The organism is Bacillus cereus group sp. MYBK108-1 (assembly GCF_051917185.1).
GTDB lineage: Bacteria > Bacillota > Bacilli > Bacillales > Bacillaceae_G > Bacillus_A > Bacillus_A cereus.
In genome coordinates this window covers 329,732-353,458 of sequence record NZ_JBQAHZ010000003.1, presented here as the reverse complement: position 1 = coordinate 353,458, position 23,727 = coordinate 329,732, and the positions used below count along the sequence as shown (strand labels likewise).

Here is a 23,727-nt window from a genome sequence, read left to right as displayed (position 1 = left end):
AAGCTAGTAAGATCCCTGAAAGATGATCAGGTTGATAGGTTCGAGGTGGAAGCATGGTGACATGTGGAGCTGACGAATACTAATAGATCGAGGACTTAACCATATAATATGAAGCAATGTTATCTAGTTTTGAAAGAATATAAAAAACTTGTTGACTTTCGAAAGTAAATGAGTTACAATAATTCTTGTCTTAAATGAATACAGTCTGGTAATGATGGCAGAGAGGTCACACCCGTTCCCATACCGAACACGGAAGTTAAGCTCTCTAGCGCCGATGGTAGTTGGGACCTTGTCCCTGTGAGAGTAGGACGTTGCCAGGCAAATGGAGGATTAGCTCAGCTGGGAGAGCACCTGCCTTACAAGCAGGGGGTCGGCGGTTCGATCCCGTCATCCTCCACCATTTAGCCGACTTAGCTCAATTGGTAGAGCAACTGACTTGTAATCAGTAGGTTGGGGGTTCAAGTCCTCTAGTCGGCACCAGAAATCATGGCGGTTGTGGCGAAGTGGTTAACGCACCGGATTGTGGCTCCGGCATTCGTGGGTTCGATTCCCATCAGTCGCCCCATTTTTCTTAAATAAATTAATATGCGGGTGTGGCGGAATTGGCAGACGCACCAGACTTAGGATCTGGCGCCTTTGGCGTGGGGGTTCGACTCCCTTCACCCGCACTTTTAATTAAATAACTCATACATGTCTTGCGGAAGTAGTTCAGTGGTAGAATACAACCTTGCCAAGGTTGGGGTCGCGGGTTCGAATCCCGTCTTCCGCTCCAATTTTCAATATGACATGCCGGGGTGGCGGAACAGGCAGACGCACAGGACTTAAAATCCTGCGGTGGGTGACCACCGTGCGGGTTCGACCCCCGCCCTCGGCACCATATGCGCCCGTAGCTCAATTGGATAGAGCGTTTGACTACGGATCAAGAGGTTAGGGGTTCGACTCCTCTCGGGCGCGCTTTTATTAACGGGAAGTGGCTCAGCTTGGTAGAGCACCTGGTTTGGGACCAGGGGGTCGCAGGTTCAAATCCTGTCTTCCCGATATTCCTAAAAAACATGGGGCCTTAGCTCAGCTGGGAGAGCGCCTGCCTTGCACGCAGGAGGTCAGCGGTTCGATCCCGCTAGGCTCCACTTATATTAATATCATTTATGGCGGTGTAGCTCAGCTGGCTAGAGCGTACGGTTCATACCCGTGAGGTCGGGGGTTCGATCCCCTCCGCCGCTACCATAAAGGACCTTTAGCTCAGCTGGTTAGAGCAGACGGCTCATAACCGTCCGGTCGTAGGTTCGAGTCCTACAAGGTCCACCATTAGACGTATATATCTCGGAGGTATACCCAAGTTCGGCTGAAGGGATCGGTCTTGAAAACCGACAGGCGGCGAGAGTCGCGCGGGGGTTCGAATCCCTCTACCTCCTCCATTTTTTCTAAAGTAAATATTTTATCATCGCGGGGTGGAGCAGCACGGTAGCTCGTCGGGCTCATAACCCGAAGGTCGCAGGTTCAAATCCTGTCCCCGCAACCAAATGGTCCCGTGGTGTAGTGGTTAACATGCCTGCCTGTCACGCAGGAGATCGCCGGTTCGACCCCGGTCGGGACCGCCATTTTTACATAAAGGCTCGGTAGCTCAGTCGGTAGAGCAGAGGACTGAAAATCCTCGTGTCGGCGGTTCGATTCCGTCCCGAGCCACCATTTTGAAGTCGCAAGCCGACTTAGCTCAATTGGTAGAGCAACTGACTTGTAATCAGTAGGTTGGGGGTTCAAGTCCTCTAGTCGGCACCACTTTCAAAATGAGCCATTAGCTCAGTTGGTAGAGCATCTGACTTTTAATCAGAGGGTCGAAGGTTCGAGTCCTTCATGGCTCACCATTTACAATTTAATGCGGGTGTAGTTTAGTGGTAAAACAAGAGCCTTCCAAGCTCTGGTCGAGAGTTCGATTCTCTTCACCCGCTTTTCAATTATGGGCCTATAGCTCAGCTGGTTAGAGCGCACGCCTGATAAGCGTGAGGTCGATGGTTCGAGTCCATTTAGGCCCACCATAATTGTTCCGCAGTAGCTCAGTGGTAGAGCTATCGGCTGTTAACCGATCGGTCGTAGGTTCGAGTCCTACCTGCGGAGCCATATTTATAGAGAAGTACCCAAGTGGCTCAAGGGGCTCCCCTGCTAAGGGAGTAGATCGCGAACGCGGTGCGAGGGTTCGAATCCCTTCTTCTCTGCCAGAACTGGCCCGTTGGTCAAGTGGTTAAGACACCGCCCTTTCACGGCGGTAACACGGGTTCGAATCCCGTACGGGTCATACTAAAAGAGATAGCATAATCTGCTATCTCTTTTTTTTGTGTGTATTGAGTCCTGTTTTGGTGTAAAAGTTTGAATATTTTCTAGAAACTTCCTAAACACTTCCCTACTGATAGTCTGCTTTTAAATTCTAATTTGCTGAGATGCGTTGGGGGCATCAATATAGATTTCAATTAGAAGAGAGAGGCCGCATCATCTAAAATAAAAAACGACTCGTGGAGAGTCGTCGAGACCTATATTAAACTAAATGCAATTGATGTACTTATATAGTGCAGCTGACTCAGAGCATGATGTAAATGATTTGTATTGTAATAAATAAAAGAATAATGAGTAACTAAGCGCTTTTTCATATTATTTCTAAACTTTATACAATAATAGTTGATAAGAATTATACTTATCCTGTAGCGATTTAAGAGTTGAAAGAAAAGGAATATATTCCTGAAGGCATATAATTAAGGTGAGTTGAATATCTCAATAATATAGTGAAAAAGACAACTAGTTTATTAAAAAGATGAGGTACTTAAAATTGGTTAAAACAGTAGTCTGCATATTGAATGAGGCTGAAGTGATGTATATGACGAAAAAAGAGCAACTTATGTTACTGGATAACCCTGTTCAATACTTAGAAAGAATATATTCATAAATCGTTTGGTTTAGCCTCATAAAATAGAAATGAAGAGAAGATTTGTATTCTACAACCCTAACTACTAGTTTCCACTAGAACCTTTAATCTTAACTATCTAATGTTGCTATAAAGCTATTAATAGCTGCAGGAGGATGAATAGGATCAATCTGACGCGAATTATTAGGATGATTTGATTGGCTTAAATAGATAGTAGTAAGAGATAGATTAATTAAAACAGAAAAGAATTTATTCATAGTTTATGCTCCTTTTTTATTAAAAAGTATTTTTCGAAAAAAGCATTGGATTTTGCAATATCCGTTTTACAATGATGTTCAGCTAGCTCTAATATAACTTCAGCTGCAGTAAAATATTTATTATTACTTAGGAGATTAGGCAACAATTTGTCTTCTAAAAATTTATAATACCTTTTTTTAGGTCTTTGCAGTTTATATTCATATTTTTGAGCCACTAATCTATAAACTTTATATCTATTACTAGTGGTATAACTCTTAACTTTTTCAATTTCAGCTAAAATCATATTCACATCTTTTTTCAAGATAATCATAAGCTCAATTAAATTTAGCGAGCATATAATTGCATGTTCAGACCCTTCTGAAAAATTCCTCTTACAATATTCCAAGTTCTCTAATGCAAGCGTATATTCTTTTTTTTGTTTCAATAATAAAGAATAATTATAAAGATTCTGAAAATAAAGTTTATTATTGTTTAATATTTTGAAACCTCTTAGTATTTTCGTGTAAATTATCTTGGCTTCTTCAAACAGTTCAATTCGAGTATAATTAATCGCTAAATTCATTTGGGTATATAGGATTTTAATAAAGTTACATTCCTCTTGAAAGTAATAATTGGCTTTCTTAGAATATATAATGGCTTTCTCTGTGTTGTTAAGAATACTGTAACATAAAGCTAATTGATAATAATATTCTCCTTGGTTTAAATCTATATTATTTTTAAATGAATAATAGTTAAGTAAGTTTAATGCTTCTTTTGGTGAGTTTTGCTGTATCAATAAAGAACTGAGGGTGGTGATATAAATTAGTTTTTCATATCCACCAAAACTATCTCTTAACATTGTGACTGTTTTTTTGAATTCTTCAGATTTTTTTAAGTCTCCAGAATGTACATAAAACTTAAAAATTGCTAACTGAAAAATATTTATTAACTCAGTACCTAAACAGTATTCTTCTAGGGATTGAAGATTAGAAAATTTTTTTGAAATTTGATCTTCATCAATGTAATGTAGAGATTCAATAAATTCGTAAATACTATCCCTTATCTCTTGAATCTTTCTATTTTCAGTATTTAAGTCTATGTTTAATCTTTCTAGAAGTAAACTTAAAATTTCTTTATTAACTTTATAGGAATTGTTTTCAATTTTGCTTAGATGGGAGATTGAGCAAATGCCGCTTGCGAGAGCACTTTGGGTCATTCCTAACTTTAGTCGATAATGTCTTATTACTGAACCGTATTTCAATTTATTCACCTTTCTAATTTATCATCCAAATAGTATTTTTTTCCTGATGTTAAAATATTATATCACAATGTAATGTTAAGCAAGTGAATTTATGTAAAAAATGTTATAATTTATTTTATTTTGGTATTTTTTAGAATTTTATGTTATATTCTGTTAGTAGTGATTGTACTATATTCAAGGGAGGGATACAAAGGTGCTTTTTTATTAGGTAATTACTTTAAAAGTTTTTTAATTAAGAAGGGAGAAAGATTATGAAAAAAATTAAATTATTTCTGTTAAGTATTATTTCTGTTTTTATGCTCGCAATTTTCACAGGGTTCTCTACTGTTTTAGCAGAAGAAAAAGCTAATAAAGTTGAGATCAAGGTATTTGCTGCTGCAAGCTTAAAAGATGTTTTAGAGGAGGTTACGGCTAATTATGAAAAAATTCATGGGAATGTAAAGTTTACTTTTACTTATGGTGGTTCGGGTTCACTTCAACAAATGATTGAGCAAGGTAAATCAGCAGATCTATTTATATCTGCTGCAGAAAAAAATTTCACTCCTTTAGTTGAAAAAGGGTATATCAATCCGAATCAGGCTATTAATTTTTTAGGAAATGAATTAGTGTTGGCAGTACCAATTGAAAAAAACATTGTACATAGTTTTTCAGATTTGAACAGAAATAATGTAGAAAAGATAGCTATTGGTAATCCTGCAACAGTACCTGCTGGAATGTATGCAAAGCAAGTATTTGAAGGGTTAAACCTGTATGAAGTTTTAAAACCTAAATTTGTATTAGCAACAGATGTAAGACATGTATTATCGTTGATTGAAACGAAGCAAGTTGAGGCTGGACTTGTATATAAGACAGATGCACTCATTTCACCACAAGTAAAAATAGTAGATACAGCGGATCCTAGTTTACATACCCCTATTATTTATCCTATGGGTGTCCTTGAATCAGCGCAGTCGCCAACTGAAACTACAGAATACTATAATTACCTTCAAACAATTCAGGTAAAAGAAAAATTTGAAAAATACGGCTTTTCGGTATTGAATAAAAAACAGGAATTCAAAAAAGCGTCATAAAATGTGAATTCAAGACTAGTTTCAGAGGATTTACTATTAGATAAGAGATTCCGTTGCAAAATTTCTTAACAAATAAAAGAGTAAAATAAAGGGATACTGTAGGATTTCATAGAGTTGTTAATAATCCTTGGTAATTCGTTGTACGTCGAAAAGACGAAGTCTAATTGAAGACTTCGTCTTTTTTATGGGATAAGAGCTGCTTAGATTCCTTCTATTGTAAGTGAAACATGGTGAAGTTTTTGAACTCTTGAGTATTTAGCAAAACGGGGCTTTACATGTTAATGAGCTTATTTTATTCCGTTATTGAAATATTCAATTGTAGAATGAGTAGTATTTTCAAAAAAGTATATATAGCCTGTGTATCTCGTTTCTTGCAAAGTTGAGTATTTAGTATTTGTCGTTCTGTGGCAATTTCTCGATATAATTAACAATATTTCTTAAAATAATTTAGTTCTTTTATTTTTCTCTTTCTTAACTTAATAGATAATATTTCTATGTTTATGAACTCAGTGCGTAATGATTATTAGATGAACCAAGATATCATGTTTCTTTAGGATTTCAGATATATTAGATAACTTAAGGGAAGAAAAAATAGTGGACAACGACTATGGATATAATAGTTTCCTCAAATTGTGATCCTTTATAATATCTCATTTGTTAATTTTCTAGTTCAAGGGAATGTGTAATAAAGTTTTTTACTCTATGTTTGAAAGTGACAGTTGAAAAGTTTAATTGCTAGAAAATTCTGATCAGTTATATCTTATTCCCTATTAAAATGAATTTTTTCCCAAGTCATAAACGGAGGTTGAAAGTGATTTTATTAACTTTTTTATTTCAAATTGACGTCGAATTGGTTATAAAAATGAGCTAGTATTTTAAATTTTTCCCAATACAAATAATCTATTTCAAGTGATAAAATTTGATGGGTAACTGCAATACGATTTGAAGTTGTATTTAAGGTGGGATGAATCATAAAGATTTCTCTAGTTCGTATTCCTGATTTTATTGAAGAGCAATTATTTAGAGAATTATTATCACTGCTGTCAAATGATAAAAAACAAAAAATTCTAAAATATTCAGAGCGATTAGATCAATATAGAAGTCTCTTGGGAGAACTACTAATTAGATATCAGATAATGAAGGATTTGCAACTTAATAACAATCATATATTATTTGAATACAACAAATATGGAAAACCTGCTTTAAGTAAAAAAAATAATTATTTTTTCAATATATCTCATTCTACCGACATAGTTGTTTGCATTACAAATTACAAAGAAGTAGGTATAGATATCGAAGAGGTTAAGCCAATAGATATTAATAGCTTTAGGAGAATCTTCTCAACTGAAGAATTTGCTTACATATTGAAAAAGGAAACTAATATGCAAGGATTTTATGAAATTTGGACGGGAAAAGAAAGTTTTTTGAAAATGTTGGGGAAAGGTCTTACCGTTTCATTGCTTTCTTTTTCTATAAAACCTCAAGATTTCAATACATTTACAGTTAAACAACCGTATTTAGAAAATGATCCTTTTTTTAAAAACTACCAAATTGATGATAGGTATGTAATTTGTGCTTGTTCAGAAGACAATAATTTTCCTGAAGAATTAACTGAAATTAACTTCTCGAAATTAATAAATTGTTTCATTCATTAGTTACTTACTTAAAGATTTTTTGAGGGGGTGTGATACAGCAGAGATCTTGCGCAGTTATGTAAATGTAAAAAATAGAAAACATATGATTAGAAAGGGTTGAAATATTAATGACGATTGTAAATTCAAACATTAAAAGATTTCGAGAGTCTAGACTTCCAGAGGACAAATATAATCTATTGATGCAATATATTTGTCACGAAAGAAACTTCTTATATAGTTTTTTAGAATATAGCAATTTTACTCCGTTTCCGTTGTTTTACTTGGACCGTTATAAAGGTTGGAAATATTCGGAGAGCGGGGAGCCAATTTTACCTTCTACCGATGGATTTTCTGACTTTTTAGATGAACATGTGAGAGAATATAAGTTTTTAACTAAGGATAAGCTTTTAAACGAATTAAAAATCTTATTTTCAAAAGGCCATCGTGCAGCTGTTGATATTTGGCTAGAGCATACTGATGGAACACCTTATACAACTGCCATTCTTTTAGAGGGTATAGATGATGCTGATACAGTTTACTATACGAAGATTAATGTAACTATTAATAGAACATATGTAGAGATGGATTTTAATTATTTAAAAGACTGTCTTAGTTTAGATGTGAACGAAGAAGCACGATTAACAATTATTAAACACTCTGATAAATTAGATTTGCTAGAAGCGATGAATCCTTTAGAAGCTTTCCACTATATTTTCTCAAATTTATATGGTTATAAATTTGAGGGAGAAGATCTATATAGAAATGAAAAAAAAATCCAATATGATTTAAGTGGATTTGATAAGTTAATTGCTTATCTTGAATCTTCTATGGATGAAATAGTGACAGAATCAGGCATTCCTAAACATCATGAGATTCGCTTAAGTAGGCATATTGAAAATAAATTAACTCCTATTCAAAGTTGTCTCCACTATATTCTTAATACCGAGGAACTTAGAATTAAATTGTCCAAGGAATTAATCAAAGAAATAGAAAATAATATTGATCAATTAAATCAAAGATTAAAATCTGTATTGAAATTTGCTAGTTTACTTATTCAAAGACCACAAGCATCATTTTATCAAATGTATCTGAAATCCGTAAAAGATTTACGAGAATATCTCCCTATTTATCAACAAGCACACAATAATGTAATTTTTTCTTTAGCAAGTAATTAATGAGAGGAGAAGAGATAAGATGAATAAATGGGTGAATCAAATTTTTACAGGTCTTTTATCAGAAGAAAATATTAGGAAAATTAATAAGGATTTTGATTCTTACAAATCAATTCCCCTTAGCAAATTGGGATTAGATTCTCTAGCAACTATGAAAATTGTGTTAAACATAGAAACTCAATTCAATAAAACAATTAATTACGAAGAATTTAACATTGAAGATATAGAGACTTTAGAAAAAGTTGAAGCTTTTTTAAAATCATAATTTCTTAAAAGGAGACCAAATGTGATGGAGTTACTTATAGAAAAAACTGTTTCAAAAAAAAATGTTCAAGAGATTGTGGAGACGCAACTAAAATTCTACTTTCCTGAAATCACAGCTATTAACTTTGATAAAGAAAAAATTATAATTGAATATTCAGGTTCCGTAGATGAACAAGTTATCGGAAAACAAGTGGATATAATTATTGATAAATTTAAAACATTACCTAATATACCACAAAAAGTTTTCTACAGTTCGGAAAAAAACACCATAAAAGAATTAGATATTAGTTCGAATGATATTAAACATTTTAATCAAGCAGCCGAAAATTTTTTAGAAATTTTACTATCATTCTCCAACAATAACAAGGATTTAAATAAAACTTATTTGAAAGACCCAGTATTAAAGGTTAGAAAAGGGTTAAATATTTATCAAGCTGATACAGCACTTATTTTTCATGCACTAGATGTATTTTTTAGAGAATATTATAGCCTTAAATTTGGAGCAAATGAACTGAAAGTACCTTCTATGATTTCTTCGGAGGTTGTGGACCAAGCTGGTTATTTCGAAACAGGCTGTCAACATATAAGTTTTGTATCACCAATAAGTAATGAGCCTGACAAGTATGAGGAATTTTTGCCAGCATGGAAAAATCGGGATATTACAAGTAGCATTCATGAATATTTAAAGAAGCCTAAGGATGTATTAAATCCAGCACTATGTTTACATTGTTATCCCTTGTTAGAAAATCAAGTTGTACCACATGGTCAATTTGTAAGTTTTACGGTTTCAGGATCTTGCTTTAGGGATGAGTCGGGAAATCTAAATAATGACGAAAGACTGAATGAATTTACAATGAGAGAAGCTGTATTTGTAGGTGACCCGGAAATTTTAAAATCCATTCGAACAAAGCTTGAGGAGTTTACTATTTTATTAGGTGTCTGGCTTGGTTTTAAATTTCGTTTAGAGGCTGCAACAGATATATTTTTTGATGAAAATGCTCAGCTTCAATTATTTTCTCAATTGGCATCGAATAATAAGATTGAATTTTCGGTTTACAGTTCGAAGATTAATAAATATATGGCTAGTGGATCCATTAATAGTCATCAGAATCATTTTTCAAAAAGATTTGAAATTAAAGACCCAAAATTAAACTATACAAATTCCATGTGTATTGGGTTTGGATTCAATAGATTATTACTTGTTATTTCAGAAAAATTAGAAAAAGGATTACCGTTATTCATTGAGGATTTACAAGAAAATTTGATGACGATAAATAGCTTATTAGATGAGGAGCTTGTTAAATGAATCGATCAGTTGTAATTATTGAGTCACCAGATTCTACTATAGAATCTATAGAAAGTCTTGCTAATAAATATGGAGACAAGCTGTATATTGTTTCAGCTGATAAAAGACATGATTATCGAAGTAATGTAATAAAAGTAGATATTCGAAAAGAGTATGATCTAGCAAAGCAATTAATTGAGGAACGATTAGGAAAGCCAGATGCAATCTTTACTACTGGTGAGTCATTTATGCTTCATGCTGCAAATTTAGAATATGATTTTGGCCTTTTAAAGAACGATATTTTAGTTGTACAAAAAAATCGAGATAAAGAAAAGATGAAGGATACTTGGTTAAAAAAGGGCATTTCAACGCCAACGGGTCAATTTTTTAGGTTTTCTAAGGATATTATGAATGCAGAGAAGAATTTTAATTATCCAGTTATAGTAAAGCCCTCTCATGGTTATGCAAGTTGTGGGGTAAAGAAGGTTTATTCTACTGAAGAACTTCAAGCACAAATTAATAAGATTTTCCTTATTAATTCAACTGTAATCGCCAAGGAGAATCTTCAAAATGTTGGTTGCATTGTGGAAGAATGTATTGATGATGAAGAATATTCGGTTGACACAATTTGGTGCGATGGTAAGCCAATCTGCAGTGGAATCTTATCAAAAGGTATTGCTGAAGGACCTTACTATCCTGACCGTCTTTACTATACTGATCCATTTATGGATGATGAGCGTAAAAATAAAATTCTAGATTTATCCTATAAAGCAGTCAAAGCTACTGGACTTAAGCATGGTCCTACTCACACGGAAATTAGATTTAAAGGTTCGGTTCCATATGTACTAGAGACTACAAGCAGACCGGGTGCAGGTGGAATATTTTATGAGATTTTTGAAAAAGCTTATGGAGTAAACTTTTACGAAGTATTCTATCAAAGTTTATTTAATCATAACAATGACGGGATAAAACAAGCTGCGGAACAAGGAAGTGAGCAAGAAGTTGAAACATATTTCTATTGGTATAACTTCCCTATTAATGAACAAGGGACAATTAAGGAAATTACCGGCATCGATGAAATTGAAAGTGATTCAAATATCTTAAGATGTCTACCTTATCAAAAAGCTGGTAGCGTCCTTTATAAAGATGATTTAAATTCAGACTATTTTTTTGCTGTTGTTGGGAAATATAAAAGACGGTTGAATGATCTTAATATTATTCAATATACTAAGAAACTAGATAATAAGTTGAAGATAGAATTCTTGTGATTTAACTGAAAAATTTAAAGCGAAGCATTAATAAAATACACAGGAGCCTTAGCTAGATTTTAATTTGAAACTAGGTAAAGAATTGTGCATAACAAAGTACGGTGGCTATCTAAGCCACCGATTAAAAATTTTAATAGCTTCACACTTTTAACAGTGTACGTATATCGAATCTTATTTAATTTTAAGTACAAAAGTTGTGAAATTTTCTCCCTAGTGTGTATGGGATAGAAAGGATAAAGGTATGGAAGAGAAAATTAGAAAAGTATTAGAAACCTACGGCAATTTATCGATTGATGTAGCCACATTAGATGTAGATGCTAATTTATATGAGGCAGGTCTAACCTCACGTGCAAGTGTAGCAGTTATGTTGGGAATAGAAAATGAATTTGATTTTGAGTTTCCTGAAGATGTTCTTAGTAAACAGATGTTTTCAAGTATAAATAATCTTATTAAAACAATTAATTTAGGTATAACTGTTTAATTATTGGGGGGTATAGTCATGATAGAAATTCTCTCTAGAAAATTAAATATGAAAGAGCTAGAAGAGATAGGTTTAAAAGTTGCGCAATTTGCAGAAGTTGTTGATCAGAAAGCAAAATTTCCGGAAGAATCCATTCGACTTTTAAAAGAGCATAAATTGTTAAGTGCATACATTCCTACTTCTTTGGGTGGACAAGGAATGAATATTGTGGAATTAGTGGAGATAGGTAAGGTTCTAGGTAAAAGCTGCGCTTCTACTGGTATGATTTGGGCAATGCATCAAACACAAGTAGCTTGCCTTGTTCATCACAGCTTAGACTCAGAGGCTATTTGTAACTCTTTACGTAATATAGCAGAGAATGAATACTTAATCGCATCTATTACATCTGAAGTAGGAACGGGTGGTGATATTGGGCGAAGTATAGCAGGCTTGGATTTAGAAGGCAATTACGGTTTTCTAACGAAAAAAGGATCAGTTGTCTCCTATGGAAATTATGCTGAAGCTTTTCTAGCAACAGCAAAAAAGTCTAAGGATGCCAATGAAACTAATCAATCTTTAGTTCTATTAAATAGGGACGATATGGAAATAGAACAAACCTCTGAATGGGACACGCTAGGAATGAGAGGAACTTGTAGCCCAGGCTTTACTATTAAAGCAAAGTTTTCTTTAAACCATGTTCTTAACCTTCCTTATAGAGATATATCTACTCAAACTATGGTACCATTTTCTCATATTTTATGGTCTTCAGTTTGGTATGGAATCGCAAATGAAGCTTTTATGAAAGCTAGAAAATTATCAAAGATTCGAATGAAAAATTTACTAAGAAATGGCAATCAAAACTACGAAGATACGAAACTGGTAACCATCCACCATAAGCTTAATTTAATGCAAAATAATTTAGAGAAATATACTTTAGAATACGCTGATTTGACTGAAGATTTAAAACTCAATGTTGATATGTTAAATAGCTTAGATTTCTCTTTACAGATTAACAATTTAAAAGTTATTTCTTCTGAATTGGCAGTAGAAATTGTGCAGAATTCTCTATTTTTATGTGGTTTTTCAGGATTTCAAAATAATAATAAATTTAGTGTCGGAAGAAATCTAAGAGATATTCTTTCGTCCGTTGTCATGATCCATAATGATCGATTAAATAAAACAAGCTCTTCTTTATTATTGCTACAGAGATAATAAATACTTAAGAATGGTGGTTAATAAATGGAATCTACAATAGAAGTTAACTTACTTGATTCACTAATTAAAAATAGTCATTTAATTCCAACTGGTGTGAAAGGTGTATATGGAAAAGGAAAGTATATGCAACTTTTACTTACTAATTTGGAGAATTATCTATGTAATATAGGCCGAACAGAAAGTACTGAAATTATGACGTTCCCTCCAGTTATGAATAAAGAAAGTATTGAAGTAAAAGATTATGTAAAATCTTTTCCTCACTTATTAGGAACTGTAAATTCCTTTTTTGGGGGGAACTCTGAATATAAGGGATTGATGAAAAGTGTGGAAGAGGGAAAGGAGTGGACAGACCATTATTCAAAAACTGAAGTTGTAATGACTCCTGCTGCTTGTTATCCAGTTTATCCCAGTTTATCTGGAACTTTGAATGAAGGAGGAAGAGTTGTAGAAGTTTCCTCTTTTTGTTTTAGACATGAACCTTCAGATGAACCAACGAGAATGATATCTTTTAAAATGCTTGAATATGTATTCGCAGGTACTCCTGCTGAAGTAACAGTTTGGAGAGAAAAATGGATAGAAAAAGCAAAGGGTATTTTAAAAGAATTAAAGCTTGATTTCAATATGGTTGTGGCAGATGATCCTTTTTTCGGAAAAGGTGGAAAGTTACTGAAATTAAATCAAAAACAATTGGAGTTAAAGTATGAACTGGTTGTTCCGGTAAATAGCGTTGAAAAACCTACAGCTGTTATTTCATCAAATTATCATCAAGATCTGTTTTCTAAGAAACATCATATTCTGACTCATGGTAATGAACATGCACATACTTCTTGTTTGGCTTTTGGACTTGAAAGATTAGCTATCGCTCTAATGAAGAATCATGGTATGGCATTTTCTGAATGGCCTGAGAGTGTTGTTAAATTGTTAAATCTGGACCTTAAAAGTTAAAAGGAGTGAAGAAATGAGTGGTTCATTTGGTATTAAAGCGATAGGCTCCTCTCTTGGAGAACGTTTTGAATTGAAAAATGTTGTCTCAAATTATACCAGTAATCCGGAAAGAGTATACGCATGGGGGTATGAACATGTGCATATTGCAACAAAAAATAAAACTCAAACGGAGCTAGCATTCGAAGCAGCAAATGAGGCGATAAAAAAGGCTCAGATACAAGCTGAGGATTTAGATGTAATTATATTTTCCGTTAGTGACATATCTGAGTACCTATACTGGGATTCAGCAGCTGAATTACAACATCAGCTAGGAGCTAAAAATGCAGAAGTTATACTACTAACTCAGGCATGTACTAGTGGTTTAGCATCATTTGAGTTAATGGCAGGTAAATTTGCTATTAATTCAGACTATAAAAACGGATTGCTTGTAATGTCAAACAAATGTTGTGAAACATACCGTAATAGAGTTACATATAATGCTTCTTTTCGTTCTGATGGTGCAGTAGCTGCTGTAGTTCAGAGGAATTATCAGAACTCAAAGTGGCTAGCGTCTAAAAACTTTACAGATGGTACTTATAGTACATTATTTAAATTAGATGTAGGTGGCGAGGTAGAGCCTTTCTCAAGTGGAAATATTCATAAGCTATCTTCACATTCTACATTGGCACAGCTACGCTCATTTTTTGCAACGGATCCTTTAGGATTATTGGATTTTATTGAATTAATTCATAGGAGAAACAGAGAAATGACTGAAGAGGCCTGTAAAAAAGCCGGTATTAAATTATCAGATTTAAGTAAAATTATTTATCTTCATGATAATCAAGAATCATTAAAAACTTTAGCCAGACACTTTGAAGTACCGATAGAGCAAATAAATGCATCACTTTCAGCTCAATATGGTCACATGGGTGTAGCTGATCAACTATTTGATTACAATTTATATTTAGAAAACAATGAACTAAACAGTGGTGACTATGTTGCTCTTGTAGGCTTCGGTTCAGGTATGCACTGGATGGCAACAATTTTACAAGTTTGAGTTAGAAAATAATAAGTAACTATCTATTTAGGAAGGGTGTAAATTATGGAATTAGTAAAATCAGAGGTTCGTTTTTTTATTACAAAATTTTTTGGAAAAGAAAATTTTAATGATAGCGACAATTTATCAGAGTTAGGATTTGTGAATTCACTATTTGCAATGCAGTTAATTATGTTTGTTGAGAAAAAATTCGATATTCGTATTGAAAATGAAGAAATGGATTTTAAAAACTTTAACTCAGTAGAGGCAATTGCTAATTTAGTTAACAATAAAATTCAAAATTCTATTGTGAAATGAGGATTATAACATGCAGGTGCTAACAAAAAGAAGTTTAGAAGAAAACAAAAATTTATTTAGAGCATTTGTCGACAAGGAGGTTATTCCATATGCGAGTGACTACGATAAGAGAGAGTATTTGCCTCATTCCCTTTTAGAAAAAATGGCAGAGGAGGGTTATTTATGTTCGATGCTGCCTGAGAAGTATGGTGGTAAGAATCATAGTAACTTAGACGTGGGATTACTGAATGAAGAATTCGGCCGTGGTTGCGCAAGTTCAAGATCTTTACTAACAGTTCATGGAATGGTAGGTCTAGCTATCTATCGTTGGGGTACAAAAAGCCAACGTAATTATTGGTTACCTCAAATGACGAAGGGAACTATCGTGGGAGCATTTGCTCTTACTGAACCTAATGCTGGCAGTGATGCTAGAAACATTAGTACCGATGCTAAAGAGACTGGTAATTCATATTTAATAAATGGCGTGAAGAAATGGATTACAATGGGACAAATAGCTGATGTTTTTCTTGTTTTTGCTAATGTAGATGGGCAGCCCTCAGTATTTTTAGTTCCAAGTGACACAGATGGTATAACAATTACTCCTATAAATAATATGTTAGGAGCAAAAGCTTCAATGTTGGCTGAAATTCATTTTAAGAATTGTACTGTACCAAAAGAGAACCTTATAGGAAGAGTAGGCATTGGCCTTTCACATATAGCGCTGTCTTGTCTTGATTATGGTCGTTATACAATTGCTAGTGGATGTGTTGGGGCAGCACAAGCTTGTCTAGAATCTAGTGTGAAGTATGCCTCAAATAGAGGACAATATGGAGTTTTAATAAAAGACCATCAATTAATTCGTAAAATGATTACTGAAATGTCTGTAAATATCGAAGCGGCTCGTCAATTATGTCAAAGAGCTGGTCAACTTAGGGAAGAATTAGATCCACAATCAATTCTTGCCACATGGCAAGCAAAGTATTACTCATCTACTATGCTGCAAAAAATTGTGAGTGATGCGATTCAGGTTCATGGTGCTAATGGTTGCACACAAAACTATGTAGTTGAGAGACATTATAGGGATTCTAAGATAAATGAGATTATTGAAGGTTCTACTCAAATACATGAAATTATGATAGCCGAACAAGTTTGTAATCAATTTTCTTGATGAAAGGTGAATAGAGGATGCTGACAAAAGTTAAAACCAATCCAAAAGTAAAATGTGTTGTTTGGGATCTTGATAATACCATTTGGAAGGGGATTTTATTAGAAGATACAGAAGTAGTACTTAAAGATGGTGTATTAGATATTATTCAAGAACTAGATAATAGAGGAATTCTTCAATCTATCTCATCTCGGAATGAACATGATATTGCAATAGGTAAATTAAAGGAATTACATATAGATCACTACTTCCTGTATCCTCAAATTTCCTGGAATCCTAAGTCAGAAGGGATAGCAGAGATTGCAAAACAAATAAATATTAATGTTGATACATTAGCATTTATTGATGACCAACCTTTTGAATTAGAAGAAGTTAACTATGCCTTACCACAGGTTCTCACAATTAATGCAGAAGATATCTATAACATATTAGATTTTCCTGAACTTAAGCCTAAATTTATTACTGTTGATTCTAAAAATCGTAGAGAACTTTACATGAATGATATTAAAAGAAAAGAAGTTGAAAAAGAATTTAAAGGGACTCCAGAAAAGTTTTTAGAGACTTTAAATATGACATTTACTATCTCTAACGTAGGAGACGATGATTTGAAAAGGGCTGAAGAGTTAACCGTAAGAACTAATCAGCTAAACGCAACTGGTTATACGTATTCTTATGAAGAACTTAATCAATTACGTAAGGTTAACAAAATGTTTATCGCAGATTTGAATGATAAATATGGTTCCTATGGGAAAATTGGACTTACTATGATTGAAACAAATGAAACTACTTGGAATATTAAACTCTTACTAATGTCTTGCAGAGTGATGTCCAGAGGAGTCGGGACAGTATTACTCCATTATATTATGCAAAAAGCTAAAGAAGCAGGAGTAAAGCTAATCGCAGAGTTTGTTCCTACTGATAGAAATAGAATGATGTATGTAACATATAAGTTTGCTGGATTCAAGGAAATAGAAAAATGTGAAGATGGAACGCTAATTTTAGAAAATGATTTAAATAATCTTCAAGCAATGCCCTCTTATATAACTCTTCTAGAAGGTTAGTAATAGATAATTAAGTAATAGTGTTGGAGGTTTAATAATTGATTAAATATAGAGGAATTGATCATATTACGGTGAACATTAGGGATTTAGAGGTTTCAAGAAAATTTTACACAAAGGTTTTAGGGTTAGAAGAAATTAAGCGTCCTAATTTTGATTTTGAAGGGGCGTGGTATCAAGTCGGCGATACAAAACAAACTATTCATCTTGTGCAACATGAGGGACAGACAATACGAAAAGGGGGCTTTGCTATTTTGGATGGTCACTTTGCATTACAAATTCACAGTTACGAGGATACTATCAATTGGCTAGATAAATGTGGAGTATTCTATGTGGCTTTTCCAAAACCGCAAGCGGGTTACCCACAAATTTTCGTCATGGATCCCGATGATAATATAATTGAACTAAATGGCAATGTTATTTGACAGCATAGAGCGCGTTTGCAGTATCACTATATCTAACATCTGTGTATTGTGAAAAAGGAGTATATTACAATGAATCAATATTTTGAGTGTTTAAATTTCAATGAAAAATCATCATTCACATTATTTGTTTTGCCTCATGCTGGCGGAACAGCTGAATTCTACAATGACTGGATAAACTATCTTCCTGAAGATTGTAACCTTTACGCCCTGGCTTTACCTGGAAGAGGAAAAAAAGCTTTAGCAGAAATGATTACAGATTTTGCCCATTTAATCGAGTTACTTACTGATGATATAGAATCGTTACTTGATAAGCCCTTTGTTTTTTGGGGGCATAGTATGGGCGGGCTAATAGGATATGAACTCATAAAAAGTATAATGTTTAATTATAAAAAATCGCCTTCTCATTTTTATGTATCAAGTTATCCTGCTCCTCACCTACCTAATTATAATATTTTAAACAGTGATGTATCTGATGAAGAGTTAATAAATAGACTAATTGAAAGAAATGGTACATCAAGTGAAATTATGAAAAATAAAAGGTTCTTAAGATTGATTCTGCCTATGTTAAGAGCGGATTATGAACTATTAAATTCTTATAATAATGTAGGGGTGTTTCCTTTAAGTTGTCCCATTACTGGGGTTTTAGGTACTGAAGATAACATAAGTGAAAGTGAAATGGTAGAGTGGAAAGAATATACAGATTTTAATTTTCATTTAACACCGCTAGATGGAGATCATTTTTACTTGAAAAACGAAAAAAACATTCGGAAAATTTGCATGCTTATAAAAATTGGAATTTACAAATGTATAAATTATAAGATTAAATAATAATTATATAGTATTAAATATGTTTTAAAAACCATATAGTAGGAAATGTCTCCTACTGTGTGGTAACAAAGGTGGAGATAGTATAGCTATTGATGTAAGTGAATTAATTTACTTTATAATTATTCACTGGCCAGTATGAAAACGAAGGTATGGTACATTTTATCAATAATTTATATGGTGTGTTAATAAACAATATTTTTGACCAGACATTTTTATTACATTTAGGCTGGGAAATTGAAAATCAATTTAAAAGTTTTATTAAGAACTGTGATGATCTGTACAGGGGATAAACCTAATTTTTGTATGTTTATTAGTAGGAAAAGTTGTCGAACGTTATTTTTTTATCATTAAAGATAAGGCAGTTTATGTTATTTCGGACGGCAGTATTAGGGTTAGATGATATTGGTCTAGAAGCGTCCGGTTCTGTAATGAAAGGGATAGTAATTCTGTTTAAACAATTAAGTGGTTTCCTAGTTGTTTAGATTTTCAGGAGAGAGAAGAAATTGCAAAAATGAATAAGTCTCCCCTTAATTTTTTTATAAGGTTGAAAGTCCCTTCTTTACCGAAATGTTTTCAAATTGAGGAGAGAGATTGGTGGAAATCTAGATGTTCTAGTATTTCGGGATTTAACAGATTTGTTGCTAACTAAGTAAAGAGTCCTTGAAAGCATAGCCCTTTCAAGGACTTTTTACTTATTGGTAAAAATCATTTAATCCATACTTTTTTAAAGTCTACATATCCAAAAGACTCGAACTGAATATCTTTTATCATAGGATGAAAAGTTTTAGTTTTAATGGGGTGATATAGATAGAGAAATAAATTTTCTTTTTTGATGTAATCTTCTGCTTGTTCAATCCAAAACTCTCTGGTTCTCCAATCCATAGTTTGTTTTATTTTATCAAGGTAATAAGTTATTTTATTTAGATAAAAAGCTGTAAAAAAACGATTCAAGATTAGTGATTTGTTAAGAAAAGCCTCCATAAATGATAAGTGATGATCTACGGAAGCAACTTCTCCCATAAATAATAAATCTGCTTCTTCGAAGAAAGGGAGATAATATTCTTCTAGGGTATAGGTCTTAATAATGAATTGTAGATTATATTTTGCGCTTTCTGTTTTTAACCACTCTGCTTCCTCTATATAACTTTTTTTATCTAAAGTATATACAGTTAATATTTCACCACTGTAACCAGCTTGCTTTAGAAGCTGCTTAATTTGTTTACTATTTTTTTTATTAGGTGAGGATTTCCAGTGGAAATAACTTGTAGCTTCTTGTAAATTAGATCGGTTTAAATCATCCCACATTTTATGTAAATCCATTAACTCAAAAATTGCTTTTCTAAATGATTGATTATGCACAATATTATTACGGTTGAAGTTAAAGGCTAAGAATTGAAATCCAACTTCTATATCTTCTGATTGAAATGGTGCAATATCCTCTTCCTCTCTTTTTATATTGTAAGTTATAGGGCTTGTAGCAGCGACAGGCACGCTATAAATCTCTATCTCATCTAGTAGTGGTCTTGATAAGAAGTAGTTATCAAATGCTTTTAAGACTAAGGTGTTATTTGTTCTTTTTTTTAATTGAAAGGCCCCTGTACCAATCCATACATTTTCATTAAATGTTGTGTTATTTGAAAGTATAGCTAAGTTCTGAGATGCTAAATATCTAGGGAAAAATAAATTTTTTTGCTTTAAAATAAACTTTATTGTAAAAGGGGAAGGACATTCAATAAATTCTATATCTTCGACTAGCCAAGAATGTGGGGTATAATGAGTTAAAAATCGTCTAAAGGTATATTTTACATCTTCGCTCGTCAACAAATGCCCATTATGAAATCGTATCCCCTTTCTCAAATAAAAAGTCCATATTTTGCCCTGTTTAGCCTCTTCCCAATGATGAGCAATGTGAGGATAAAGTTTATCTTCTTTTGGATTATAAGTTAATAAACTATCACCGAGCTGATGAATTAAATTGGTTTCAAAGTTTATGACGGTATGTAAAGGGTCAAGTGTGGTCAATTTCCTTGTAATGATTGTTCTTAATATATCCTTAGATTGTTCAGATGTATGAATTCCAAATAAACTTCGAACTTCTTGTGATACATTTGATATCCAAATTTGAGGGATTTGTAGTTGTAATAGCGTAATAATTTCTTCAAGCTTATCAGTTTCAACTAATTTAAGAACCTTTTTTTCGACCTCTTCTTGAAAAGGATAATGAAATATTATTTTAGAGAAATTCCCTCGCCCTCTACCTGGTTCATAATGAATTTTTTCTTCTTCGATGAATTTTTTTAAATGTCTCTTCGCTTGTTTTTGACTACATTGCCATAGTTCAGTAAGTTCGCTTAGTTTAAATTGAACGGATTGATTGTTTTCTTGATTAAATAGAAAAGCTCTCATTTGAAAATATGTGTAATCCTTCATTGTAACCTCCTTAAATACTAAATTATCATTGTATTTGGTTGTTGATAAAAGGGGACATTTTCAGTTTTATTATACTCTTTTTTTTCTCTTTTTACTGAAATAAAATAAAGTGAAAGGAGGGTAATTAATGTTTAAAGATCTTCATCGAAATATTAGAATAAGAATTTACACATCATTTATGAGCCGAGTTGTAGGTTCAACGATTTTTCCATTCATGGCAATTTATTTCACTCGAGAAATAAATGCAACAGTGGCGGGGATATTATTACTGATTCAAGTAGTAACTCAATTTTTAGCTAGTCTGTATGGTGGGCATTTGGCTGATTTATTAGGTAGAAAGAAAATGATGGTGGTTGGAGAATGGTTAAATATTTTTGCATTTTTAGGTCTAATATTAGCGAATTCCCCATGGTTTACTTCTCCCTGGATAACATTTTTTATGTTGTTATTAGTGAGTGTTTCAATGGGCTTTATTAATCCAGCTGCTGAAGCAATGTTAATTGACGTTAGTACAAAAGAAAACAGGACTTTAATGTACTCAATTAATTATTGGGCTGTCAATCTATCCATGATGGTTGGTTTAATTATTGGAGGATGGTTTTTTGAATCATATTTCTTTGAGCTATTGATTTGCTTGTTTATTATGTCTTTCTTCACTTTATGGATGACAATGGCTCTCATTCAAGAAACATATAAGCCTGTAGAAGTTAATAAACCCGGTGATTCTTACGGTTTACGAAAACTTATTAAAAGTTATAAAACAGTCGTTAAAGATATTAATTTTTTATTATTTACTTTAGGCGGTATTGCTATTTTATCTATTGAGTTTCAGAGAAATAATTTTATTGCTATTAGACTTCAAAAAGAATTTGAAAATATAGTAATCTCATTTGGAACTCAATTTAATTTTTCTTTAAATGGTATTAAAATATTAAGTCTTTTAACGGTAGAAAATACTTTATTAATTGTATTGCTAACGACTATAACGGCTAAAATTATCAAAAATAAATCGGAAATTCCCATTATGTATACAGGTTTTATATTATTTGGTTTGGGTTACGGTTTATTAGCCTTTTCTAATAATTTATATGTTTTAATTACAGCTGTTGCTGTTTTATCGGTTGGTGAGTTAATGTACGTTCCTACTAGACAATCTATTCTTGCAGAGCTAGTTGATGATTCGCGTCGAGGTGCTTATATGGCTTTTAATGGATTTGTTATACAGATTGGTAAGATATTTGGTGTACTAGGAATTATGTTGGGTGAAATTATTAATAATATTGGAATGGGAATTATGTATGTTGGTTTTGCGGTTGCAGGAATCGTACTGTCACAAGCAGCTATTTCTAGAAAATCTAAGAAAATAGAGGCTTCACAAGTAGTAAAAGGATAATAATTTCAAGAATGTTATGAAAGATCGATAATAATAAAAATAACATTTCAAATGCTAGATTATCTCTCGCGGTTTGAAATGTTATTTTTATATAATTTAAATTTATAGAAGATAGAAAAGTGAGTTTTTAAAAGGTGTTCTAATGCATAGTGCTACTCACATACGAATCCATATTCTTAATGAGATGTAATCTATAACCATTATAATAACTTTACACTCTATGTGAAAAAGTTCACAAATAGGTCATAATTTGTGAAGTAATTCACAATAATACGTGCTACAATATGAATGTAAAGAAGTTAAACAACATTAAATTAGTATTTTAATTAATTACTTAAACAATCATAAAAAAATATATGTGAACAATAGAGAGGGGAAATTACCATGAAAAAAGGTATCAATCGTGTAGTATTAGTAGGAACAGGAGCTGTAGGTTGTAGTTACGCTTACTCAATGATCAACCAAGGTGTAGCTGAAGAATTCGTATTAGTAGATGTTAATGAAGCAAAAGCAGAAGGGGAAGCAATGGACTTAAGTCATGCGGTACCATTCTCTCCATCACCAACAAAAGTTTGGAGCGGTAGCTATGCAGATTGTAAAGATGCAGATTTAGTTGTTATCACTGCTGGGTTACCACAAAAGCCAGGTGAAACTCGTTTAGACTTAGTTGAGAAAAATACAAAGATCTTTAAACAAATCGTTCGTGGCATTATGGATAGCGGATTCGATGGAATCTTCTTAATCGCAACTAACCCAGTTGATATTTTAACTTACGTAACTTGGAAAGAATCTGGTTTACCGAAAGAGCGCGTAATCGGTTCTGGTACTACTTTAGACTCTGCTCGTTTCCGTTACATGTTAGGTGACTACTTAGATGTAGATCCACGCAACGTTCATGCTTACATCGTTGGTGAACACGGTGACACTGAACTTCCAGTATGGAGCCACGCTACTATCGGTGTACAAAAATTAGAAACAATCTTAGCTAACAACGAACAGTACAAACAAGAAGACTTAGACAAAATCTTCGAAAACGTACGTGATGCAGCTTACCATATCATCGAGCGTAAAGGTGCAACTTACTACGGAATCGGTATGTCACTACTTCGTGTAACTAAAGCAATCTTAAACAACGAGAACAGCGTATTAACTGTATCTGCATACCTTGAAGGTCAATACGGCGAGAAAGATGCTTACGTAGGTGTTCCAGCTGTAATTAACCGCGAAGGTGTACGTGAAATCGTAGAACTTGAGCTAAATGAAGAGGAAAAAGTGAAGTTCGCTCATTCTGTAAAAGTATTAAAAGAAACAATGGCACCAGTACTATAATAATTGCTAAATAATTCAGAGGTGGGAAACTGCTTCTTACCTCTGAACTTATATAATTTAATATA

General features: G+C 33.1%; 21 protein-coding genes, 22 tRNA genes and 2 rRNA genes. 42 read left to right on the top strand and 3 right to left on the bottom strand.

What is annotated here, in order from left to right; genetic code table 11:
• From ACTFSL_RS08335 to ACTFSL_RS08220, 24 genes are all read left to right on the top strand, one after another.
• Positions 1 to 103: ribosomal RNA gene (locus tag ACTFSL_RS08335) — 23S ribosomal RNA — on the top strand; the annotation flags it as partial.
• A gap of 101 nt (positions 104 to 204) precedes the next feature.
• Positions 205 to 320 (top strand): 5S ribosomal RNA (rrf, locus tag ACTFSL_RS08330).
• A gap of 4 nt (positions 321 to 324) precedes the next feature.
• A tRNA-Val gene (locus tag ACTFSL_RS08325) sits at positions 325 to 400 on the top strand.
• A 4-nt stretch (positions 401 to 404) separates the two neighbouring features.
• Positions 405 to 480: transfer RNA gene (locus ACTFSL_RS08320), tRNA-Thr, on the top strand.
• A gap of 9 nt (positions 481 to 489) precedes the next feature.
• Positions 490 to 565, top strand: a tRNA-His gene (locus ACTFSL_RS08315).
• 22 nt (positions 566 to 587) lie between these two features.
• Positions 588 to 668 (top strand) — tRNA-Leu (locus ACTFSL_RS08310).
• Between the two features lie 29 nt (positions 669 to 697).
• Positions 698 to 772 (top strand) — tRNA-Gly (locus ACTFSL_RS08305).
• Between the two features lie 16 nt (positions 773 to 788).
• Positions 789 to 877, top strand: a tRNA-Leu gene (locus ACTFSL_RS08300).
• A 3-nt stretch (positions 878 to 880) separates the two neighbouring features.
• Positions 881 to 954: transfer RNA gene (locus ACTFSL_RS08295), tRNA-Arg, on the top strand.
• Positions 955 to 964: 10 nt separating this feature from the next.
• Positions 965 to 1,038 (top strand) — tRNA-Pro (locus tag ACTFSL_RS08290).
• Between the two features lie 16 nt (positions 1,039 to 1,054).
• Positions 1,055 to 1,127: transfer RNA gene (locus tag ACTFSL_RS08285), tRNA-Ala, on the top strand.
• A gap of 20 nt (positions 1,128 to 1,147) precedes the next feature.
• Positions 1,148 to 1,224 (top strand) — tRNA-Met (locus ACTFSL_RS08280).
• A 4-nt stretch (positions 1,225 to 1,228) separates the two neighbouring features.
• A tRNA-Ile gene (locus tag ACTFSL_RS08275) sits at positions 1,229 to 1,305 on the top strand.
• A gap of 17 nt (positions 1,306 to 1,322) precedes the next feature.
• Positions 1,323 to 1,415: transfer RNA gene (locus ACTFSL_RS08270), tRNA-Ser, on the top strand.
• Between the two features lie 27 nt (positions 1,416 to 1,442).
• Positions 1,443 to 1,519 (top strand) — tRNA-Met (locus ACTFSL_RS08265).
• 3 nt (positions 1,520 to 1,522) lie between these two features.
• Positions 1,523 to 1,598 (top strand) — tRNA-Asp (locus ACTFSL_RS08260).
• A gap of 12 nt (positions 1,599 to 1,610) precedes the next feature.
• Positions 1,611 to 1,686: transfer RNA gene (locus tag ACTFSL_RS08255), tRNA-Phe, on the top strand.
• A gap of 14 nt (positions 1,687 to 1,700) precedes the next feature.
• Positions 1,701 to 1,776 (top strand) — tRNA-Thr (locus ACTFSL_RS08250).
• A gap of 10 nt (positions 1,777 to 1,786) precedes the next feature.
• A tRNA-Lys gene (locus ACTFSL_RS08245) sits at positions 1,787 to 1,862 on the top strand.
• Positions 1,863 to 1,875: 13 nt separating this feature from the next.
• Positions 1,876 to 1,946: transfer RNA gene (locus tag ACTFSL_RS08240), tRNA-Gly, on the top strand.
• A 10-nt stretch (positions 1,947 to 1,956) separates the two neighbouring features.
• Positions 1,957 to 2,033, top strand: a tRNA-Ile gene (locus tag ACTFSL_RS08235).
• 7 nt (positions 2,034 to 2,040) lie between these two features.
• Positions 2,041 to 2,115, top strand: a tRNA-Asn gene (locus ACTFSL_RS08230).
• A 7-nt stretch (positions 2,116 to 2,122) separates the two neighbouring features.
• A tRNA-Ser gene (locus tag ACTFSL_RS08225) sits at positions 2,123 to 2,213 on the top strand.
• 5 nt (positions 2,214 to 2,218) lie between these two features.
• A tRNA-Glu gene (locus ACTFSL_RS08220) sits at positions 2,219 to 2,290 on the top strand.
• 731 nt (positions 2,291 to 3,021) lie between these two features.
• Here ACTFSL_RS08220 and ACTFSL_RS08215 read toward each other — a convergent pair.
• Positions 3,022 to 3,168, bottom strand: a complete 147-nt coding sequence (locus ACTFSL_RS08215; protein ID WP_440041491.1) for a hypothetical protein — start codon at positions 3,166 to 3,168, stop codon at positions 3,022 to 3,024.
• Complete coding sequence (locus tag ACTFSL_RS08210; RefSeq protein ID WP_440041490.1) at positions 3,165 to 4,409, bottom strand: helix-turn-helix domain-containing protein; 1,245 nt, start codon at positions 4,407 to 4,409, stop codon at positions 3,165 to 3,167. Before ACTFSL_RS08210 ends, ACTFSL_RS08215 begins: the two co-directional genes overlap by 4 nt.
• Before the next feature lie 251 nt (positions 4,410 to 4,660).
• Here ACTFSL_RS08210 and modA point away from each other — a divergent pair, with 251 nt between their 5' ends.
• The 16 genes from modA to ACTFSL_RS08130 all read left to right on the top strand — a co-directional run bounded on the left by modA (position 4,661) and on the right by ACTFSL_RS08130 (position 18,992).
• A complete protein-coding gene (modA, locus tag ACTFSL_RS08205) occupies positions 4,661 to 5,479 on the top strand; it encodes a molybdate ABC transporter substrate-binding protein (protein WP_440041489.1) in 819 nt (272 codons plus the stop codon).
• A 968-nt stretch (positions 5,480 to 6,447) separates the two neighbouring features.
• Complete coding sequence (locus ACTFSL_RS08200) at positions 6,448 to 7,134, top strand: 4'-phosphopantetheinyl transferase family protein (protein WP_440041493.1); 687 nt, start codon at positions 6,448 to 6,450, stop codon at positions 7,132 to 7,134.
• 107 nt (positions 7,135 to 7,241) lie between these two features.
• Positions 7,242 to 8,288, top strand: a complete 1,047-nt coding sequence (locus tag ACTFSL_RS08195) for a hypothetical protein (RefSeq protein WP_440041487.1) — start codon at positions 7,242 to 7,244, stop codon at positions 8,286 to 8,288.
• Between the two features lie 19 nt (positions 8,289 to 8,307).
• Positions 8,308 to 8,550: a phosphopantetheine-binding protein gene (locus ACTFSL_RS08190; protein WP_440041486.1), complete on the top strand. Its 243-nt coding sequence runs from the start codon at positions 8,308 to 8,310 to the stop codon at positions 8,548 to 8,550.
• 24 nt (positions 8,551 to 8,574) lie between these two features.
• Entirely contained in the window at positions 8,575 to 9,855 is a 1,281-nt protein-coding gene (locus ACTFSL_RS08185; RefSeq protein ID WP_440041485.1) for an aminoacyl--tRNA ligase-related protein, read from the top strand.
• Positions 9,852 to 11,102: an ATP-grasp domain-containing protein gene (locus ACTFSL_RS08180; protein ID WP_440041484.1), complete on the top strand. Its 1,251-nt coding sequence runs from the start codon at positions 9,852 to 9,854 to the stop codon at positions 11,100 to 11,102. Before ACTFSL_RS08185 ends, ACTFSL_RS08180 begins: the two co-directional genes overlap by 4 nt.
• 241 nt (positions 11,103 to 11,343) lie before the next feature.
• Positions 11,344 to 11,583 carry an acyl carrier protein gene (locus ACTFSL_RS08175; protein WP_440041483.1) on the top strand — a complete coding sequence of 80 codons (240 nt, stop codon included), beginning with the start codon at positions 11,344 to 11,346 and terminating at the stop codon, positions 11,581 to 11,583.
• Between the two features lie 18 nt (positions 11,584 to 11,601).
• Positions 11,602 to 12,774 (top strand): acyl-CoA dehydrogenase family protein, encoded by a 1,173-nt coding sequence (locus ACTFSL_RS08170; protein ID WP_440041482.1) that lies wholly within the window; start codon positions 11,602 to 11,604, stop codon positions 12,772 to 12,774.
• Between the two features lie 27 nt (positions 12,775 to 12,801).
• Positions 12,802 to 13,722, top strand: coding sequence for an amino acid--[acyl-carrier-protein] ligase (locus ACTFSL_RS08165; RefSeq protein WP_440041481.1), 921 nt, complete (start codon positions 12,802 to 12,804; stop codon positions 13,720 to 13,722).
• Between the two features lie 13 nt (positions 13,723 to 13,735).
• Positions 13,736 to 14,758, top strand: a complete 1,023-nt coding sequence (locus ACTFSL_RS08160) for a 3-oxoacyl-ACP synthase III family protein (RefSeq protein ID WP_440041480.1) — start codon at positions 13,736 to 13,738, stop codon at positions 14,756 to 14,758.
• Positions 14,759 to 14,803: 45 nt separating this feature from the next.
• Positions 14,804 to 15,055, top strand: coding sequence for an acyl carrier protein (locus ACTFSL_RS08155; protein WP_440041479.1), 252 nt, complete (start codon positions 14,804 to 14,806; stop codon positions 15,053 to 15,055).
• Between the two features lie 10 nt (positions 15,056 to 15,065).
• On the top strand, positions 15,066 to 16,202 hold the full coding sequence (locus tag ACTFSL_RS08150) for an acyl-CoA dehydrogenase family protein (protein ID WP_440041478.1): 1,137 nt from the start codon (positions 15,066 to 15,068) through the stop codon (positions 16,200 to 16,202).
• Between the two features lie 17 nt (positions 16,203 to 16,219).
• Positions 16,220 to 17,260: an HAD-IIIC family phosphatase gene (locus ACTFSL_RS08145; RefSeq protein ID WP_440041477.1), complete on the top strand. Its 1,041-nt coding sequence runs from the start codon at positions 16,220 to 16,222 to the stop codon at positions 17,258 to 17,260.
• 38 nt (positions 17,261 to 17,298) lie between these two features.
• The gene (locus tag ACTFSL_RS08140) at positions 17,299 to 17,682 is read left to right on the top strand and encodes a VOC family protein (protein ID WP_440041476.1); all 384 of its coding nucleotides are present in this window, start codon (positions 17,299 to 17,301) and stop codon (positions 17,680 to 17,682) included.
• Between the two features lie 69 nt (positions 17,683 to 17,751).
• Complete coding sequence (locus ACTFSL_RS08135; protein ID WP_440041475.1) at positions 17,752 to 18,510, top strand: thioesterase II family protein; 759 nt, start codon at positions 17,752 to 17,754, stop codon at positions 18,508 to 18,510.
• A 323-nt stretch (positions 18,511 to 18,833) separates the two neighbouring features.
• Complete coding sequence (locus tag ACTFSL_RS08130) at positions 18,834 to 18,992, top strand: hypothetical protein (protein WP_440041474.1); 159 nt, start codon at positions 18,834 to 18,836, stop codon at positions 18,990 to 18,992.
• A gap of 223 nt (positions 18,993 to 19,215) precedes the next feature.
• Here ACTFSL_RS08130 and ACTFSL_RS08125 read toward each other — a convergent pair whose 3' ends face one another.
• Positions 19,216 to 20,940 (bottom strand): ABC transporter substrate-binding protein, encoded by a 1,725-nt coding sequence (locus ACTFSL_RS08125; protein WP_440041472.1) that lies wholly within the window; start codon positions 20,938 to 20,940, stop codon positions 19,216 to 19,218.
• Positions 20,941 to 21,067: 127 nt separating this feature from the next.
• Between ACTFSL_RS08125 and ACTFSL_RS08120 the strand changes: the two genes are divergently transcribed.
• Both ACTFSL_RS08120 and ACTFSL_RS08115 read left to right on the top strand, forming a co-directional pair.
• A complete protein-coding gene (locus ACTFSL_RS08120; protein ID WP_440041471.1) occupies positions 21,068 to 22,333 on the top strand; it encodes an MDR family MFS transporter in 1,266 nt (421 codons plus the stop codon).
• 384 nt (positions 22,334 to 22,717) lie between these two features.
• Positions 22,718 to 23,662, top strand: coding sequence for an L-lactate dehydrogenase (locus ACTFSL_RS08115; RefSeq protein ID WP_000715340.1), 945 nt, complete (start codon positions 22,718 to 22,720; stop codon positions 23,660 to 23,662).
• Positions 23,663 to 23,727 lie beyond the last annotated feature (65 nt).